This is a genomic window from Actinomadura terrae (genome assembly GCF_022751215.1).
Classification (GTDB): Bacteria; Actinomycetota; Actinomycetes; order Streptosporangiales; family Streptosporangiaceae; genus Spirillospora; species Spirillospora terrae.
This window is the reverse complement of the sequence record NZ_JAICDG010000001.1, coordinates 1,627,469-1,644,247: the sequence shown is the minus strand read 5'-3', so window position 1 is coordinate 1,644,247 and position 16,779 is coordinate 1,627,469. Positions and strand designations below refer to the sequence as shown.

Below are 16,779 nucleotides of genomic sequence, written 5' to 3'. Positions count from 1 at the left end.
CGACCTACCCGGACGTATCCCGGTTGCGCCGCTGACGTGCGGCCACCGCGTTATCGTCAACACGCTGGCGGGGTTGGAGGTCCCCCGCTCCCCGAGCAACCCCGCCAGCACTCTCCTCGGGGTTGGAGGTCCCCCACCTGCTGATTCCGGCCGAAGCAACCCCGCCAGCACTCTCCTCGGCATTGGAGGTCCCCCACCTGCTGATTCCGGCCGAAGCAACCCCGCCAGCACTTCTCTCCTTTTGACGCAGCGTGAAGAGGTCGTCCGGTGAGAGCGGCATCGCGTCGATCCGGATGCCCTCCGCGTCCTCGACCGCCGACGCGATCACCGCCGACACCGGGATCACGCCCGCCTCGCCCGCGCCCTTCACGCCGAGCGGGTTCAGCGGCGACGGGGTCTCCAGGTGGTCGGTCTCGATCCGCGGGACCTCCGTCGCGTACGGCATGAGGAAGTCCATGAACGAGGCGTTCAGCAGCTGCCCCGACCCGTCGTAGACCATCCGCTCGTACAGCGCGCCGCCGACGCCCTGCGCGACGCCGCCGTGGATCTGGCCCTCGACCACCATCGGGTTGACGAGCCGCCCGCAGTCGTGGACGACGACGTACCGCAGGATCGCGATCTCGGCGGTGTCCGGGTCGACCTCGACGACGGCGGCGTGCGCGCCCGCCGCGAACGTCGAGCGGACCGGCGAGTAGTAGTCGCGGCCCTCCAGGCCCGGCTCGTCCCCGGGCGCGACGGGCGGCTCGGTCACCGGGCGGCCGGTCGCGAACTGCGTCGCGGCGGCGGTCTCCGCGTCGAACGCGTACCGCAGCGGGTTCGACAACACCGCGACCGTCCGCAGTGGAAGCGACGCCGACGGGTCGCCCTTCACATGGACGACGCCGTCGGTGATCTCCAGGTCGCCGGGGTCGGCCTCCAGCGCCTCGCCCGCGATGCGCAGCGCCTTCGCGCGCACCTTCCGGCAGGCCAGCGCGATCGCGTTGCCGCTCATCACGGCGGCGCGGGAGGCGAACGTGCCGACCGCGTAGCCGAACCGGCGGGTGTCGCCGGTCGTCACCCGCACGTCCGCGAGCGGGACGCCCAGCTCGGCGGCGGCGATCTGGGCGAACACGGTCTCGTGGCTCTGCCCCTGCGAGGTCAGCCCGGTCGAGACGTGCACGCGCCCGGCGGTGTCGATCTCGACGTGGCCGCCCTCGTAGGGGCCGACGCCCGTGCCCTCGACGTAGATCCCGATGCCGACGCCGACGCGGCGGCCCCGGGACGCGGCGGCGGCGCGGTCGGCGTCGAAGCCGTCCCAGCCGACGAGCGCGCGGGCGCGGCGCAGCAGCTCGGGGTAGTCGCCCGAGTCGTAGATCAGCGGACGGCCGTCCTGGAACGTCAGGCCCTGGTCGTAGGGGAGCTCGTCGGGCTGGATGAGGTTGGCGGCGCGGACGTCGGCGCGGTCGAGGCCGAGGTGGCGGGCGATGCGGTCCATCGTCCGCTCCATGCAGAACACGCCCTGCGGGCGGCCCGCGCCCCGGTACGGCGTGACCATGACGGTGTTGGTGTAGAGGCTCGTCACCTCCGCCCGGTACGCGCCGATCTTGTAGGGGCCGAGGAGCTGGGTGGAGGTGATGATCGGGACGATGATCCCGTACGGGGTGTAGGCGCCGTGGTCGTGCCGGATCCGCACGTCCAGGCCGAGGACGCGGCCCGCGCCGTCGAACCCGACCCGCACGTCCTGCACCTGGCCGCGCTCGTGCGCGGCGGAGACGAAGTGCTCGCGGCGGTCCTCGGCCCACTTGACCTCGCGGTCGAGCAGCCGCGCCGCCCACGGCACCAGCACCTCCTCCGGCCACGGGTGGACGATCTTGACGCCGAAGCCGCCGCCGACGTCGGGCGCGACGACCTCGACCTTCCCGTTGGGCAGCCCGAGCCGGGCGGCGATCGCGGCGCGGACGCTCGTGGACGCCTGCGTGGAGGTGTAGACGCGCAGCGAACCGTCGTCGGCGTCCCAGCGCGCGTAGACGCCGCGTCCCTCCAGCGGCGTGGACGCGCTGCGCTCGATCGACAGCCGGAACTCCAGCCGGTGCGGCGCCGCGTCGACGGCCGCCGCCGCGTCGCCGGTCTCCTGCACCAGGACCGCGCCGACGTTGCCCGGCACGTCGTCGTGGACGAGGTGCTCGGCCCGCGAGGCCGCCTCGATCCCGACGACGGCGGGCAGCGGCTCGTACTCGACGCGGACGCGTTCGGCGGCGTCCTCGGCGAGGTAGCGGTCGCGGGCGACGACCATCGCGACGGGCTCGCCGACGTGCCGGACGACGTCGCGCGCCAGGGGGTACGCGGTGCGGCCGTGGGTGAGCGCGGGGTGCGGGATGAGCAGCGGCAGCGGCTCGCCGACCCGGCCCGGCAGGTCCTCCCAGGTGTAGATGGCGACCAGGCCCTCGACGTCGAGCGCGTCCATCACGTCGATGTCGAGGACGCGGGCGTGCGCGTGCGGCGACCGGACGAACGCGGCGGCGAGCGCGTCCCGTCCGAGGTCGTCGAGGAAGCGGCCCCGGCCGGTGAGCAGCCGGGCGTCCTCGCGGCGCTGGACGGGCTCGCCGAACACGCGCGTCCCCATCTAGGCGGTCCCCTCGTCGGTAGTGGCGGCCGCGTCGGCGGCGATCAGCTCGGCGGCGCGGCGCACCGACCGCACGATGTTCTGGTAGCCGGTGCAGCGGCAGAGGTTCCCCGAGATGCCTTCGAGCACCTGGTCCTCGGTGGGGCGCGGCGTCTCCCGCAGCAGCGCCGTGACCGTGCAGAGGAACCCGGGCGTGCAGAACCCGCACTGGAGGCCGTGGCACTCGCGGAAGGCGCGCTGCACGGGCGAGGGCGTCCCGTCGGGGGCGGCGAGGCCCTCGACGGTGGTGACCTCGTGCCCGGCGGCGGTGACGGCGAACATCAGGCACGAGCGCACGGGCTCCCCCTCCAGCAGGACGGTGCAGCACCCGCACACGCCGTGCTCGCAGCCGACGTGGGTGCCGGTGAGCCCGAGGTCGTGGCGGAGCAGGTCCGACAGCAGCCGCCGGGCGGGCGCGCGGGCGGTGCGGTGGACGCCGTTGACGGTGAGCGCGATGTCGTGGAGCTCCTCTAGCATCCGTCCGCCTTTCGAGGAGGGCGCGGGGGGCGCGGGGCGCGCAGCTCGCGCATCGCGCCGGTGGCCGCGGCGCGCAGCACGCGCGCGGTGAGCACGCCGGTCAGGTGCCGCCGGTAGTCGGCGCTCGCGTGGATGTCGGCCTCGGGCTCGACGCGCTCGACGGCGTGCGCGGACGCCACCGTCCAGTCCCCCTCCGGCCCGGCGGCCCCGGTCAGGTCGAGGACGAGCGGGGTCGCGGCGACGCCGAGGTATCCGGCGCGGGCCGAGACGACCCGCAGGTCGCCGTCCAGCGTGACGGTCGCGGCGACGCCCGCGAGCGCGTAGTCGCCGTGGCGGCGGGACGTCTCGGCGAACGCGGCGCCGGTGCGCGGCGGCAGGGCCGGGAAGAACGCCGACACGACGAGGTCGCCGGGCTCCAGCGCGGGTTCCAGCGGGCCGCGGAAGAACGCGTCCGCGCGGACGGTGCGGCGGCCCACCGACGAGGCCGCCGACGAGGCCGCCGACGAGGCCGCCGACGAGGCCGCCGCCGAGGCCACCTCGACGGTGCCGCCGAGCAGCGCCAGCACGGCGGGCAGCTCGGCGGCGGGGTCGGCGTGCGCGAGGCTCCCGACGACCGTCCCCCGGTTGCGGATGACGGGGTGCGCGACGTGCCGCAGCGCCAGGCGCAGCAGCGGCTGGACGGCGGCGGCCTCGTCCGACCGCTCGACCCGGGCGTGCCGGGCGAGGGCGCCCGCGCGCACGCCGTCCTCCTGGACGCGCAGGACGTCGAGCCCGGCGACGCGGTTGACGTCGACCAGCGCGGACGGCGCGGCCAGCCGCATGTTCAGCAGCGGGACGAGGCTCTGCCCGCCGGCGAGCACCTTCGCGGACGGGTCGGCGGCGAGGACGTCCAGCGCCTCGTCCAGCGTGCGGGGGGCGTGGTAGCGGAACGGCGGGGGTTTCACCGGCGGCCCCCTCAGCCCGCGCCGGACGTCGGCGGGCGGACCGGCCCGCCGATCTCGCGTTCGTCGGGCGCGATGACGCCGCCGCCCTTCCCGTCCGGGCGGCGCGCCACCGCGTTCAGCAGGTGGTACCCGACCAGGACGGCGACGGTGCCGAGCGCGATGCCCTGGAGCGGGAAGTCGTCGGTGATGTCGAGCCGCACGTCGCCGATCGCGAGGATGACCGCCGCCGCGACCGGGACGAGGTTGACCGGGTCGCCGAAGTCCACCCGGTTCTCGATCCAGATCTTCGCGCCGAGCAGCCCGATCATCCCGTACAGCACGACGGTGATGCCGCCGAGCACGCCGCCCGGCGTCGCCGCGACGAGCGCGCCGAACTTCGGGCACAGCCCGAACGTGATCGCGACGACCGCCGCGACGTAGTAGGCGGCGGTCGAGTAGATGCGGGTCGCGGCCATCACGCCGATGTTCTCGGCGTAGGTGGTGGTCGGGGAGCCGCCGACGGCGGTGGCGAGCGCGGTCGCGGCGCCGTCGGCGGTGAGCGCGCGGCCGAGCACCGGGTCGAGGTTCTCGCCGGTCATCGCCGAGACGGCCTTGACGTGCCCGGTGTTCTCGGCAATGAGCGCGATGACCGGCGGCAGCGCCAGCAGGATCGCGGAGGTCTTGAAGTCGGGGGCGTGCAGGTCGGGGAACCCGAACCAGTCGGCGGCGTCCACGCCGGAGAAGCCCAGCCGGTCGTGCGGGAACGCCGTCGCGACGCAGTAGGGGCCCTCGGCATGGCAGGCCTTGCCGGACGCGTCCAGCAGGTTCTGCCCGGGCAGCACGGAGGTGATCTTGCCGGACGTCGCGTCGAGGAGCCACGACAGCGCGAACCCGAACACCAGCGCCAGCAGGATCGAGATCCGCGCCCAGAAGCCGCGCAGCAGCACCGTGCACAGCACGGCGAAGCCCAGCGTCCCCAGCGCGACCCACTGGTCCTGCGGCCAGTAGACGGTCGCGACGACCGGCGCCAGGTTGAACCCGATCAGCATGACGACCGCGCCGGTCACCACGGGCGGGAACAGCCGGTGCACGACCTCGCCGCCGAGGACGTGCACGGTCAGCCCGACCGCCGCGAGCGCCAGCCCGGCGACGAGGATCGCGCCGGTCACGGTCGCGCTGTCGCCGCCCGCCGCGCGGATCGCCGCGACCGCGCCGACGAACGAGGCGCTGGTGCCGAGGTAGCTCGGCACCCGTCCGCCCACGACCAGCAGGAACAGGATCGTCGCGACGCCCGACATCATGATCGACAGGTTCGGGTCCAGGCCCATCACGACCGGGAACACGAACGTCGCCCCGAACATCGCCACCACGTGCTGCGCGCCGATCCCGGCGGTGCGGGGCCAGGTCAGCCGCTCGCCGGGCCCGACGACCTCGCCCGGCGGCGGCGTCCGCCCGTCGCCGTGCAGCTTCCAGCCGATCGACATGCGGCCCTCCCCGGCTCGTCGGCCCGCGTTCATGCGGGCAAGGTAGATCTACCCAGGTGAGCGGGCACCGGCGACATCTGCCAAAGCCCGCGTACCGGTTTGGGAGGACCGGTCGCCGGGGTCGCCTTGCGGCGACCCCGGGCTTGTGAGGGCGTGCCGAAAATGGCGCGTGCCGGTGATATGCCGCCGCGCCGCGCGCCACTACACTCAGATACCACGCATGCGCAGCACGTGCAGGGCGAGGGTGAGGTTGAGCCGTAGATGCGCGTCCTCGGTGAACGCCCCGAGCATCCGCTCCAGTTTCCCGATGCGATATCGCAGCGTGTTGTAGTGGAAGTGCAGTCGACGGGCCGTCTCGGCGACGTTGAGGTTGGTCTCCAGCAGCACCTGGAGGGTGCGCCGCAGGTCCACCAGCTCCGGCTCGTCGTCGGCGGCGAGGTCGCCCAGCGTCTCGCGGACGAACGCGTGCAGCTCGTCCGGGTCCGACACCAGGCTCAGCAGCCGGTAGACGCCGAGCTGGTCGAAGTGCGCGCGGGCGCCCGCGCCGTGCAGCTGGCGCCCGACCCGCACCGCCTTGACGGCCTGCTCGTACGCCTCGGGCAGCTGCGCCGGGGACGTCACGGTCCGGCTGATGCCGGTGGAGAACGTCCGCCGCACCGGCAGGTGCTCGGCGAACACCGACGACGCCTCCTTGACCATCGCCTGCACCGGACCGGCCGACAGCTCCGCCGGGTCGTCGCCGTCGGCGCCGATGACGGCCACGACCTCGTGCGCGAAGCTCGCGACCGCGGCGCCCTTGTCGTGCCGCCGGACGGCCATCGTCCACGCGGCGGCCAGCCGCTCCTGGGCGGAGCGTTCCTCGGCGCCGCGGACGCCGCGCGCCCCGCCGTCGGGGTCGGCCCCCGCGGCGGCGCCCGGGGTGGAGCCCGCGGCCGCGCCCGCGGCCCGGCGCCGCGCGTCGCGCGCCGTCCGGCCCTCGGGCTCGGCGCCCGGCGCGCCGGTGCCGCGCGGGCGCCCGTCCAGCTCGGCCACGACCACCATCATCGGGCGGTCCAGGTCCCAGCCGAACCCGTCGCAGTGCGCGACGACCCGGTCGTCCTCGCCGGCGCGGCCCGCGAGGATGTCGCGCAGGAAGTCGGCGCGGTACTTGCTCTCCACCGCCGCGACGGCCTGCTGCTTGGTCACCACGAGCGCGGCCACGGTCGCGGCACGCTCCAGGATGCCGAGATCGGTTCCGCGCAGCGTCCCGCCCGGACTGAAGGCGATGATGCGGCCGTGGTCGAACCCGCCCGCGACGACGGGCACGACCAGGTGGTCGGACGTGCCGTGCGCGCCGGTGATGCCGCAGCCGCCGCGGCCGCACGCGGTGTGCCGGCCCGCGTCGAACGCGCGCATCGCCTGGACGTGCTCCTCGGGGCCGGCTCCGGCCAGCACCCGCTGTTCGCCGTCCAGCACGACGACCGCGACGTCGAGCAGCGTCGCGACCTCGTCCACGACCTCCTGAAGGCCGCCGCCGCACAGCACGATCTGCACGAGCGCGCGGTGCACCTCCTCGGTGCGCGCGAGCACGGCGGCCTGGCGGTTCAGGATGTCGGTCAGTACCTGGTTCAGGATGTCGTCGAAGCCGACGTCGTTGGGGAGCAGGATCAGGGGGAAGCCGCGCCGGTCGGCCTGCGCGATCATTTCCGCGGGGAGCGATTCCAGGTAGCGGCCCAGTTTGATGGCCAGGGCCGCGAGGCCGCGCTCGTCGAGGTCGGCGACCAGGTTGTCGAGCGACTGGGGGGTGTTGCGCAGGGGGTAGCCGGTGGTGAGGAGGAGCTCGTTCGGCTTCACCCACGACAGGATGTCGGGGACCTCCATCACGTTGAGCCGCTGCACGATGCGTTCGAGTCCGGCGCGGCCCGCGATGAGGCGCGCGCCGTTGAGGGTGCTGACGCCGAGGACCTCTCCGACGGACAGGCCGTAGGTCAGCGTTCCGGTGCTCGCGAGCCTGAGGGCCGGTGGGCCCGGGTCCGCAGTGGTGTAACTCATGCCAGGGGTCACCTCGCCTTTTGGTGCGTACATCGCCCATTGCGGCGAGATCGCTACCAGTACCTGATCAACCCTGACAACAAAGACGAACGATGACAACCATCCTTGGCAGCTTTCCCCATACGTCCGTCGCGGGGGCCGGTCTAGCGTCTGCGCAGAGGCCGGGCCGCCCGCTCGGTGGAGGCATCGGCGGAAGGCGTCCGACCCCGGCCTCGGGAGGATCCGTGACTGCCCTGGTACGCGAGCCCATCCCGCTCCGGTCGGGCTCCCGCCCCCAGACCGCGGGCGCCGCCAGCCTGGCGCTGCGCCCGCTGCTGGACGCGCCGCGCCGCGCGGCGCGCGTCCTCGCGGTGTTCCCGTCCGCGGTGTATCTGGAGACACGCGGCGAGCGGGAGCCGCGCGTGGTGGCCGTCGTCGGCTCCGACGCCAACCGGCTGCCGAACGCGATGGTGGTCGGCGCGGCCCGCCGCGACCAGCCGTTCCGCTCGGTCCGCGAGGGCGGCGAGGCGTGGGTCGGCGACGGGCGCGTCGAGGCCGGGCTGCTGAGCGTGCGGGTCCGCCGCTGGTGGGACCCCTCGCCCCAACTCGGCGGGATGCGTCCCGCCGAGCTGGCCCGCGGCGTCCGCGCGCTGGAGACCGCGCTCGCCGCCGCCGGGATGACCGGGGGCGGCCTCGCCGGGCACCCCGACCCGGCGCGGCTCGCCGAGTGCTGCGCGGCGGGCGACCTCGCGGGCGCGGTGGAGGCCGCCGAGCGCATCGTCGGGCTCGGCCCGGGGCTCACGCCGAGCGGCGACGACATCCTGTCCGGGCTGCTGGTGACGCTGCGGCTCGTCGGCGCGGCGGTGACCGGCGGCGGGCCCGCGGTGCGGCTGGCCGACTGGCTCGGCGCCGCCGTCACCGCCGACGCGGGCACCCGGACCACCGCGCTCGCCGCGACCCTGCTGCACTTCGCGGCGGAGGGCGGCGCGGGCGGCGAGGTCGCGGCGGTGCTGCGCGGCGTCGCCGGGCACGAGGCGGCGGCCCCGGCCGTGCGGCGGCTGCTGGCGGTGGGCCACACCTCCGGCGCCGACCTGGCCTGGGGCGTCCTCGCGGGCTGCCGCGCCGCGCTCGCGCTGTGCGCGCCCGCGGTGGCGCGCCAGACGCGCAGGGCCACCGCATGAGGGTTCGCATGCGGCTCGGCATGGTCTCTCGGGAGGGGCGCGGGTGAGCCGGTGGGTCGAGGTGCGGCCGGGCGGCTACCACGATTCGGTGACGCTGATGCGGGTGAGCCGCGCCGTCTCCGAGCGGGACGGCGTGACCGGCGCGATGGCCGCGATGGGCACGCCGCTCAACGTTGAGACGATGAAACGGATGGGCTTCGACGTCCCGGCGGACGCGGGCCCCGGCGACCTGGTGGTCGCGGTCCACGCGCGCGACGCCGCCGCGCTGGAGGCCGCGCGGGCGGCGCTGGACGGGCTGCTCGTCGAGGCGTCCCGCGTCCCCGACCGGGGCGGCCTGCTCGGCGAGGCCCCGGCGGCGCGCACGACCGCGTCGGCGGCGGCCCGCGCGGAGGCGACCGTGGCGCTGCTGTCGGTGCCCGGCCCCGGGGTGTTCCCCGAGGCGATGGACGCGCTCGACGCGGGCCTCAACGTGATGATCTTCAGTGCCGGGGTGCCGGTCGCGCAGGAGATCGCGCTGAAGGAGGCGGCGGCGCGGCGCGGGCTGATCGTGATGGGCCCCGACTGCGGCACCGCGGTCGTCGGCGGCGCGGGCCTCGGGTTCGCCAACGCGGTCCGGCCGGGCCCGGTGGGGATCGTCGCCGCGTCCGGGACGGGCGCGCAGCAGCTCATGTGCCTGCTGGACGCGGCGGGCACCGGCGTCAGCCATGTCCTCGGCGTCGGCGGGCGCGACCTGTCCTCGCAGGTGAGCGGGCGGTCGGCGCTGGCGGCGCTGGCGGCCCTGGACGCCGACCCCGGCACCGAGTTGATCATGCTGGTCTCCAAGCCCCCCGCGCCGCGCGTCGCGGACCTGATCCGGGAGGCGGCGCGGCGGCTCGACACGCCCGTGGTGTTCGCGCTGCCGATGCCCGGCGAGGACGACCTGACCCGCGCGGCCGAGACCGCGCTGCGCGCGCTCGGCCGGCCGGTGCCGCGCTGGCCGCGCTGGCCCGCGCGGCGGCGGCCCGCCGCCGTGGCGGGACGCGAGCTGCGCGGCCTGTTCGCGGGCGGGACGCTGCGCGAGGAGGCCGCCGTGATCGCGCGCGGCGCGCTCGGCTGGGACCTGGAGGCGCGCGGCCACTCCCTCGTCGACTTCGGCGGCGACGCCTTCACGCGGGGGCGCGCCCACCCGATGATCGACCCGTCGCTGCGGCTGGAGGCGCTCGCGCACGCGGCGGCCGACCCGGAGGCGGGCGTCCTGCTGCTGGACGTGGTGCTCGGCTTCGGCGCCGAGCCCGACCCCGCCGCGGCGCTGGCGCCGGTGCTGGCCGCCGCGCTGAGGGACCGTTCCGATCTGGCGGCCGTGGTGTCGCTGTGCGGGACGCCCGCCGACCCGCAGGACCGCGACCGGCAGGCGGCGGCGCTGCGCGAGGCGGGCGCCGACGTGTACGCCTCCAACGCGCAGGCGGCGCGACGCGCCGTCAAGCTCGTGGAGGCGCTGGAGCGCGCGGAAGGGGCACCGGGGTGAGCGGGGCGATGAGCGGGACGGGCGGCGCGGAGCGGCGGCCGCTGGGCGGGCTGCTCACGCGCGAACCGGTGGTCGTCGCCGCCGGCGTGGACGTGCTCGCCGACGCGCTGGCGGACCAGGCCGTCCGGGTCGAGACCGTCGACTGGCGCCCGCCCCCGCCCGGGACGGACGCGGCGCTCGCCGCCGTCCTCGGCTCCCCCGGCCACGCGGAGGCCAACGCCCGCGCGGTCGGCCGGATGGTGACCGCGCGCCCGCACCTGGTGGACGTCCGTCCCGCGCGGGAGGCGCTCGGCCTGGAGCCCGGCGCGTTCCTGCACGCGGGGCCGCCGCTGGAGTGGGAGCGCGCGTCCGGCCCGATGCGCGGCGCGCTGATCGGCGCGATGCTGCTGGAGGGCCTCGCCGAGACGCCGCTCGGCGCCGAGCGGGAGCTGGCGCGCGGCGCCGCGACGTTCGAGCCGTGCCACCACCACGGCGCGGTCGGGCCGATGGCGGGCGTGGTCAGCCCGTCCATGTGGATGCTGGTCGTGGAGGACGCCGAGCACGGCGGCACCTCCTACTGCTCGCTGAACGAGGGCCTCGGGAAGGTGCTGCGGTACGGCGCGTACGGGCCGGAGGTGATCGAGCGGCTCGTCTGGATGGGCGAGGTGCTCGGCCCGGCGCTGCGCGCGGCGGTGCGCCGGCACGGCCCGCTGGACCTGCTGTCGGTCATCGCGCAGGCGCTCCAGATGGGCGACGAGCTGCACAACCGCAACCGCGCGGCGACGTCGCTGCTGCTGCGCGAGCTGGCACCCGACCTCGCCGCCGCGCCGGAGGTGGACCGCGGCCGGGCGGCGGAGGCGCTGCGGTTCGCGGCGGGCAACGACCACTTCTTCCTGAACGCGGGGATGGCGGCGGCGAAGGCGGCGGCGGACGCGGCGCGCGGCGTCCCCGGCTCCAGCATGGTCGTCGCGATGGCCCGCAACGGCACCGACTTCGGCATCCAGGTCTCGGGGACCGGCGACCGCTGGTTCACCGGCCCGGCGGGCGTGCCCGACGGCCTCTACCTGGGCGGCTACGGCCCGGACGACGCCAACCCCGACATCGGCGACTCCGCCATCACCGAGACCGCCGGGATGGGCGGGTTCGCGCTCGCCGCCGCGCCCGCGATCGTCCGGTTCGTCGGCGGCGAGGTGCCCGACGCGGTCGCCGCGACCCGCCGGATGTACGAGATCACGCTCGCCGAGCACCCGGCGCTCCAGATCCCGCTGCTGTCGTTCCGCGGCACCCCCGTGGGCGTGGACGTGACGCGCGTCGTCCGCACCGGGATCCTCCCGGTCATCGACACTGGCATCGCCGGACGCGAGCCCGGTACCGGCCAGGTCGGCGCGGGCCTGGTCGAGCCGCCCGCGAACGTCTTCGAGGACGCGCTGCGCGCCTTGGCGGAAATGGCGTGAGGGGGGTCGGTCACGAGGTAGCGTCCCGCCCATGACCGAGCCGATTACCACAGGGCCGATCACCGGTGAGCAGCACGCGCTCATCGCCGGGCCCTACCAGGCCGTCGTCACCGAGGCGGGCGCCACGCTGCGCGAGCTGACGCACGGGGGCGCGCCCCTCGTGCTGGCCCACGGCGCCGGGGAGAACGCGCCCGCCGCGTCCGGGCAGCTGCTGGCCCCCTGGCCGAACCGGCTCGACCACGGCCGCTACGACCACGGCGGCGCGACCCACCGGCTCGACATCTCCGACCCGGACACCGACTGCGCCATCCACGGGCTGGTGCGCTGGGTGCCGTGGCGCGCGGTGCTGCGGGAGCCCGACCGGGTGCGGCTCGCGCACCGGCTGCTCGGGTCCGCCGGGTACCCGTTCCGCCTCGACCTGGACGTCGAGTACGCGCTGTCGGAGGAGGCGGGGCTCACCGTCCGGCTGACCGCGTCCAACCGGGGGGACGTCACCGCCCCCTACGGGCACGGCGCCCACCCGTACCTGACCGTCGGCGAGCCCGTCGACGCGTGCACGGTCACGCTGCTCGCCGACCGGTACCAGCCCGTCGGGCCCCGCAAGCTCCCGTCCGGACCGCCGCTGGACGTCACCGGCACCGACCGCGACCTGCGCACGGGCCCGCTGCTCGGCGACCGGCAGATCGACAACTGCTTCACCGACCTCGCCCGCGACGGCGACGGGCGCTCGGTCGTGACGCTGGCGGGCGCCGGCCGCGCGGTGGCGCTCTGGTCGGACGAGGCGCACCCGTGGACGCAGATCTACACCGGCGAGGAGGCGCGCGAGCCCCGCGCGGGCCTCGCCGTCGAGCCGATGACGTGCCCGCCGAACGCGTTCGCGTCCGGCGAGGGGGTCATCGAACTGGCGCCGGGCGACGCCTTCACCGGCAGCTGGGGAATCCAGGCCGTGTTTTAAAGTCCCGGCCCAAGGCACTCGCCTGGCGGCTCGTGCCTGGACCGTGCCTTTGCGGGCGCGGATCGCTTCGCGATCTTCCCGGTGGGGCTCGCCTTCGGCGTCGCCCCACCGGTCAGCTACGCGCCCGCGTGACGGCTGAGGCCGCTTTGTGAAACACGCCCTAGGCCAGGCGGGCGGCGACGCGCGAGAGCAGGGCGCCGAGCAGCGCCATCTCCTCCGGGCCGACGGCGTCGGACAGCCGCTCCCACTCCGCGTCGATCGCCGCGGCGAGCGTCGCGTGCGTCTCGCGGCCGCGCGGGGTGAGGAACACCAGCACGCGGCGGCGGTCGCCGTCGTCGACCCGGCGGTGGACGAGGTTGGCCGACACCATCCGGTCGACGAGCTTGGTGAGGGTCGGCGGCGGCAGCATCGCGTGCTCGGCCACCTCCGTCATCGCGTGGCCCCGGCCGTCGGCGAGCAGCCCGAGGACGCGCCACTCGTCCAGCCCGCGCCCGGCCTCCGCGAGCACGGCGGTCAGCCGCGCCGCGACCCGGCGGTCGACGAGCGCGAGGAGCTGGGAAAAGTCCCTTTCGCTGCGTCCTGTTCTTATTGCCTCCATCGAGGGCACAGGGTACCGTTCACAGACGAATTATTCACCTCTCAACCATGCGGACCTGCCGATGGTCTCGACGCCCGGCGACACGGAAACGCTCACGATCGCGCTGGTGATACCGCTCCAGGGGCCCGCGGGGATCTTCGGCCCGTCCTGCGAGCTGTGCGCGCGGCTCGCGGCCGAGGAGATCAACGGGCACCGCGGCGTGCTGGGCCGCGAGGTGCGGTTCACGGTGGTCGACGGCGGCGCCGCCCCCGAGCGGGTGGCGGCGGAGGTCGACGCGCTCGTCTCCACCGGTGCCGTCCAGGCCGTCACCGGGTGGCACATCTCGGCCGTGCGCGAGCTGGTCGCGCCGCGCGTCGCCGGCCGCGTCCCCTATGTCTACACGCCGCTGTACGAAGGCGGGGAGCGCGCCCCGTGGGTGTTCCTGACCGGTGAGACGCCGGGCCGCCAGCTCCGGCCCGCGCTGCGCTGGTTCGCCGACGAGCTGGGCGTGCGCCGCTGGGCGATCGTCGGCGACGACTACGTGTGGCCCCGGCTCACGGCCGGGGCGATCCGCGGCTACCTGGACGGCCTCGGCGGCGAGGTCAGCGCGGAGTTCTTCGTCGGGCTCGGCACGCAGGACTACGGCGGCGTGCTGGCGCGGCTGGCCCGCAGCGGGTCGGACGGGGTGCTGATGCTGCTGGTCGGCGACGACGCGGTCGCGTTCAACCGGGCGTTCGCGCGCTCGGGCCTCGACCGCGACCTGGTCCGCTTCAGCCCCCTGATGGACGAGAACATGCTGCTGGCCACCGGCGCCGACAGCACCCGCGGGCTGTTCGCGGCGGCGGGCTACTTCGAGTCGCTGCCGACCGCCGGGGGCCTGGACTTCGGCGCCCGCTACCACGGCCGGTTCGGCGCGGACGCACCCGTCCTCAACAGCCTGGGCGAGTCCTGCTACGAGGGCGTCCGGCTGTTCAGCGAACTGGCGCGGCGGGCGCAGAGCGTGGACGCGCGCCAAATGCGCGCGGTGTCGGACGGGCTCGGCTACGACGGCCCGCGCGGCTCGGTCGAGATGCGCGACCGGCACCTGCGCCAGCGGGTCTTCCTCGCCGCCGCCGACGGCCTCGACTTCGACGTCATCCACTGCCTCTGAATCCGCCCGGCCGCCTCCACCCACCCGGGGAACACGCCGGCTGACCACCGTTGACCTGGTTCGACCTCCCGATCGGGGGCATCGGTCCGGTGCCGGTTCCACGGCGCTTCCGTCCGCCGAAACCGTCATTGACAGATACTTCCGTACGAAATAGTTTCTGTGGGAAGTAAATCGGCTGGGAGGCCCGCCATGGTCACGTACCGATACCGCTGCTCCGGCTGCGGCCCCTACGACCTCGCGCTGCCGATGGGGCAGGCCGCGCCCGAGCGCCCCTGCGCCGAGTGCGGCGGCGCCGCGCGGCGGGTGTTCACCGCGCCCGCCCTCGGACGCGCCGGAAGCCCGCTGAACCGCGCGAGGGCCGCGCAGGAGGCCTCCGCGCACGAGCCCCGCGTCGTGTCCCGGCCCGCGGAGCCGCGCCGTCCCGCGCCGCCGAGCGACCCCCGCCACGCCAAGCTGCCCCGGCCCTAGCGGGGAGCCGGTCATGGGAAACGTGGGACTGCTGTACGTCGGCGCGGTGCTGTTCGTCAACGCGATGATGCTGCTCGGACACGTCGAGGCGAGGGCGGCCGCCGTCCTCAACCTCTTCGTCGGGGCCCTCCAGGTCGTGCTGCCGACGCTGCTGCTGGTCAAGGCGGGGGACGACCTCGCCGCGATCACGGCGGCGTCGGGGATCTACCTGTTCGGCTTCACCTACCTCTATGTCGGCATCGGCCTGCTCGCCGGGCTCGACACCACCGGCGTCGGCTGGTTCTCGCTGTTCGTGTCGGTGACCGCGCTGGTCTTCTCCGCGATCAACTTCTTCGACGTCAAGGACCACCCGTTCGGGGTCATCTGGCTCTGCTGGTCGTTCCTGTGGTTCCTGTTCTTCGTCGTCCTCGGCCTCAAGCGCGAGGAGTACACCCGCTACACCGGCTGGGTGACGTTCGTCGCCGCCTGGGGGACGGCGGTGCTGCCGGCGTTCCTGCTGCTGACCGACCACTACACGACCGGGCCGAAGCTCGCCGTGCCGTTCGCGATCTGCGCCGTGGTCGCCGTCGTGGGCCTGTGGGTCCTCGCCGGCCCGCGCCGCGCGTCCTCCTCCACTCCCCCGACACCCCCGACGCCCTCCGCCACCTGACCGAGCACGCCCACCACAGAGCCGGCACCGAGACAGCACGGCACAGCACCGAGAAAGACGGAGGCACAGATGCCCGAAGTAGTGTTCAGCGTCGACCAGGCCCGGTCCATGCGCGACCAGGCGCACCCCGGCCACAACCGGTGGCACCACGCGATCCCGGCGGCGGCGACCGTCCGCCCGGGATCGGAGTTCCGGGTGGAGTGCCGGGAGTGGACCGACGGGCAGATCGGCAACAACGACTCCGCCAACGACGTCCGCGACGTCGACCTGTCGCCCTGCCACATGCTGAGCGGCCCGATCGCCGTCGAGGGCGCCGAGCCCGGCGACCTGCTCGTGGTCGACATCCTCGACATCGGGCCGATCCCGCAGGAGACCGGCTCGGTCCCCGGCCAGGGCTGGGGCTACACGGGGATCTTCGCCAAGCAGAACGGCGGCGGCTTCCTCACCGACCAGTACCCGGACGCCTACAAGGCGATCTGGGACTTCCACGGCCAGCAGGCCACGTCCCGGCACATCCCGGGCGTGCGCTTCACCGGGATCACCCACCCCGGCCTGTTCGGCACCGCGCCCTCGCCCGAGCTGCTCGCCCGCTGGAACCGGCGGGAGCAGGCGCTCATCGACACCGACCCGACCCGGGTGCCGCCGTACGCGCTGCCGCCGCTGGAGCAGGGCACGCTCGCCGGGACGCTCACCGGCTCCGACCTGGAGGCCGTGGCGCGCGAGGGCGCGCGGACCGTCCCGCCCCGGGAGAACGGCGGCAACCACGACATCAAGAACTTCAGCCGCGGCGCCCGGGTGTTCTACCCGGTGTTCGTGCCGGGCGGCCTGCTGTCGGGCGGCGACCTGCACTTCAGCCAGGGCGACGGTGAGATCACCTTCTGCGGCGCGATCGAGATGGGCGGCTTCATCGACTTCCACGTCGACATCATCAAGGGCGGCATGGAGAAGTACGGGGTCACCACGAACCCGATCTTCATGCCCGGCAACGTGGAGCCGCGCTACAGCGAGTTCCTGTCGTTCATCGGCATCTCGGTCGACCACGAGAGCGACACGAACCTGTACAACGACGCCACCGTCGCCTACCGCAACGCCTGCCTCAACGCCATCGAGTACCTGAAGACGTTCGGCTACAGCGGCGAGCAGGCGTACCTGCTGCTCGGCGCCGCGCCGATCGAGGGCCGCGTCAGCGGCGTCGTCGACATCCCGAACGCGTGCTGCTCGCTCTACCTGCCCACCGAGATCTTCGACTTCGACATCCGCCCGACCGCCGACGGCCCGCGCCGCGCCGACCGCGGAAGCTGCGCGGTCTCTTCCTGACGCGGTCTCC

The 16,779-nt window shown here is 74.9% G+C and carries 14 protein-coding genes; 8 read left to right on the top strand and 6 right to left on the bottom strand.

The genetic code is table 11. The features are described from left to right. Positions 1-4 precede the first annotated feature (4 nt). From cutA to K2F47_RS07335, 5 genes are all read right to left on the bottom strand, one after another. Entirely contained in the window at positions 5-2,602 is a 2,598-nt protein-coding gene (gene cutA / locus K2F47_RS07355; RefSeq protein ID WP_242901995.1) for an aerobic carbon-monoxide dehydrogenase large subunit, read from the bottom strand. Further along, positions 2,603-3,118, bottom strand: a complete 516-nt coding sequence (locus K2F47_RS07350; RefSeq protein ID WP_242901994.1) for a (2Fe-2S)-binding protein — start codon at positions 3,116-3,118, stop codon at positions 2,603-2,605. It lies immediately after the preceding gene. Further along, entirely contained in the window at positions 3,112-4,062 is a 951-nt protein-coding gene (locus K2F47_RS07345) for an FAD binding domain-containing protein (RefSeq protein ID WP_242901993.1), read from the bottom strand. The genes K2F47_RS07350 and K2F47_RS07345 overlap by 7 nt, the downstream gene beginning before the upstream one ends. 11 nt (positions 4,063-4,073) lie before the next feature. After that, a complete protein-coding gene (locus K2F47_RS07340; RefSeq protein WP_242902599.1) occupies positions 4,074-5,525 on the bottom strand; it encodes a uracil-xanthine permease family protein in 1,452 nt (483 codons plus the stop codon). 207 nt (positions 5,526-5,732) lie between these two features. Further along, positions 5,733-7,556 carry a PucR family transcriptional regulator gene (locus K2F47_RS07335; protein ID WP_242901992.1) on the bottom strand — a complete coding sequence of 608 codons (1,824 nt, stop codon included), beginning with the start codon at positions 7,554-7,556 and terminating at the stop codon, positions 5,733-5,735. 224 nt (positions 7,557-7,780) lie between these two features. On the opposite strand from K2F47_RS07335, the gene K2F47_RS07330 reads away from it, so the two are divergent. From K2F47_RS07330 to K2F47_RS07315, 4 genes are read left to right on the top strand one after another with little or no spacing between them, the layout of a single operon-like run. Then, positions 7,781-8,716 (top strand): oxamate carbamoyltransferase subunit AllH family protein, encoded by a 936-nt coding sequence (locus K2F47_RS07330; protein ID WP_242901991.1) that lies wholly within the window; start codon positions 7,781-7,783, stop codon positions 8,714-8,716. A gap of 43 nt (positions 8,717-8,759) precedes the next feature. Next, positions 8,760-10,220 (top strand): AllF/FdrA family protein, encoded by a 1,461-nt coding sequence (locus K2F47_RS07325; RefSeq protein WP_242901990.1) that lies wholly within the window; start codon positions 8,760-8,762, stop codon positions 10,218-10,220. Continuing rightward, positions 10,217-11,653: a YlbE family protein gene (locus K2F47_RS07320; protein ID WP_242901989.1), complete on the top strand. Its 1,437-nt coding sequence runs from the start codon at positions 10,217-10,219 to the stop codon at positions 11,651-11,653. Before K2F47_RS07325 ends, K2F47_RS07320 begins: the two co-directional genes overlap by 4 nt. Before the next feature lie 31 nt (positions 11,654-11,684). Beyond that, positions 11,685-12,608 carry an aldose 1-epimerase family protein gene (locus K2F47_RS07315; protein WP_242901988.1) on the top strand — a complete coding sequence of 308 codons (924 nt, stop codon included), beginning with the start codon at positions 11,685-11,687 and terminating at the stop codon, positions 12,606-12,608. A 160-nt stretch (positions 12,609-12,768) separates the two neighbouring features. Here the strand turns inward: K2F47_RS07315 and K2F47_RS07310 are convergent, their stop codons facing one another. Next, positions 12,769-13,206, bottom strand: a complete 438-nt coding sequence (locus K2F47_RS07310; RefSeq protein WP_242901987.1) for a MarR family winged helix-turn-helix transcriptional regulator — start codon at positions 13,204-13,206, stop codon at positions 12,769-12,771. Positions 13,207-13,267: 61 nt separating this feature from the next. Here K2F47_RS07310 and K2F47_RS07305 point away from each other — a divergent pair, with 61 nt between their 5' ends. The 4 genes from K2F47_RS07305 (at position 13,268) to fmdA (ending at position 16,769) form a co-directional block, all read left to right on the top strand. Continuing rightward, complete coding sequence (locus K2F47_RS07305; RefSeq protein ID WP_242901986.1) at positions 13,268-14,335, top strand: substrate-binding domain-containing protein; 1,068 nt, start codon at positions 13,268-13,270, stop codon at positions 14,333-14,335. 189 nt (positions 14,336-14,524) lie between these two features. After that, positions 14,525-14,803 (top strand): FmdB family zinc ribbon protein, encoded by a 279-nt coding sequence (locus K2F47_RS07300; protein WP_242901985.1) that lies wholly within the window; start codon positions 14,525-14,527, stop codon positions 14,801-14,803. 13 nt (positions 14,804-14,816) lie between these two features. After that, a complete protein-coding gene (locus tag K2F47_RS07295) occupies positions 14,817-15,452 on the top strand; it encodes an AmiS/UreI family transporter (RefSeq protein ID WP_242901984.1) in 636 nt (211 codons plus the stop codon). A 69-nt stretch (positions 15,453-15,521) separates the two neighbouring features. Continuing rightward, positions 15,522-16,769 (top strand): formamidase, encoded by a 1,248-nt coding sequence (gene fmdA / locus K2F47_RS07290; RefSeq protein WP_242901983.1) that lies wholly within the window; start codon positions 15,522-15,524, stop codon positions 16,767-16,769. The last annotated feature ends 10 nt before the right edge of the window (positions 16,770-16,779 follow it).